Annotated in this window: 1 protein-coding gene and 1 pseudogene; both read right to left on the reverse strand. The window is 68.5% G+C overall.

Annotation, left to right across the window (positions count from 1 at the left end; genetic code table 11):
• On the reverse strand, nt 1-1,195 hold a 1,195-nt coding region (locus I73_RS05845), incomplete at its 3' end, for an SfnB family sulfur acquisition oxidoreductase (RefSeq protein ID WP_022979759.1).
• A 35-nt stretch (nt 1,196-1,230) separates the two neighbouring features.
• A pseudogene (locus I73_RS32405) lies at nt 1,231-1,376 on the reverse strand (monooxygenase); the annotation flags it as partial.

A 1,376-nucleotide genomic window follows, 5' to 3' on the forward strand; every position in this document is an offset into this window, starting at 1 on the left:
AGCGCACCGGGTCGTGCAGCGTGTGGGTGCGGGCATTGCGCCAGTGCCGGTCCAGGTTGTGTTCCTGCAGAGTGGAGCGCGTTCCGGACAGCTCGAAGAGCTTGTTGGTGGCAGCGATCGCGATCTCGGTGGTCAGCACCTTGGCTTCGCTGGTGACCAGGGTGGCGGCGGTCACGTTGTCTTCGCTCGGCTCGGCCAGGGCGCGATCGATCGCCCGGCCGGCTCGCTCCAGCAGTGCCTCGGCGGCATGCAGGCGGATCACCAGCTCGCCCACCGCGCTCACGGTGAACGGATCCTCCGAGGCCGCATCCTTGCCGCTGTCGATCCAGGGTCGGCTGCGGGTTCGGACGAAGGCCACCGTCTCGGCGATGGCGGCGGCGGCGATGCCGGCATCGATGGCCGCCTGGATGATCTGCGAGATGGGACCCGCCGCCGTGGGGCGGTCGAAGGCCGCCACCGGCACCAGGCGGTTCAGCGGCACCTTCACGTTCTCGATGCGGATGGAACCGGAAGCCGTGGTCCGCTGGCCGAAGGCGGACCAGTCGTTGACCACGGTCAGGCCCGGCGCAGCACGGTCGGCAAAGGCCAGCCAGCCCTTGCCCTGGTCGTCCACCGCGACGATGGGCACGATGTGGGCCAGCAGCGCGCCGGTGGTGTAGAACTTCTGCCCGTTGACCACCGCGTGGTCGCCTTCGAGCTGCAGCTTGGTCTCGAAGGCCGCCACGTTCTTGCTGCCCTTCTCCGAAAAGGCATTGCCGAAGCGGGTGCCTTGCAGGACCAGACCGAACAGCTCCTTCTTCTGGGCCTCGGTGCCATCCAGCTCGATGTGGGCCACCAGCGCCAGGTGGTTCTGAGTGATCTGCGCGATGCTGGAATCCCCTTCGGCCAGGATGCGGATCACTTCCGCCAGCGTGGCATAGGAGACCCCGGCGCCTCCATAGGCCTTGGGCACGGTGATGCCCCACAGGCCGCTCTGCGAGTAGGCGTTGACCTCGGCGATGGGCAGGTAGCCCTCACGGTCACGCAGCGAGGATTCGGTGGCGAATTCGCCGGCCAGCCGGCGGGCGACTGCGATGGCTTCGGCGTCGCTGCGGATGATGTGGGCCGGCTCGGCCGGGCGCAACAGGGCCGCAAACGGTGCGCCGGTATTGACGCGGGGACGGTCTTCGACGGGGGACAGGGTCTCGGTGCTCATGGTGCGGACAGGCGGATGGGGGTGAGAAATGAGGTTCAGGCGGTGGCCGGCGCCGCGGGACTGGCGCCGATCTGCCAGACATAGGGCGGCTCGGTGCCGTTGATGGCCCAGTCACCGACGATGCGGGCCTTGTAGACCAGCGGGTTGTGGGACGAGACGGTGCGGGCGTTGCGCCAATGGC

The organism is Ideonella sp. B508-1 (genome assembly GCF_000333615.1).
Taxonomy (GTDB): domain Bacteria; phylum Pseudomonadota; class Gammaproteobacteria; order Burkholderiales; family Burkholderiaceae_C; genus Ideonella.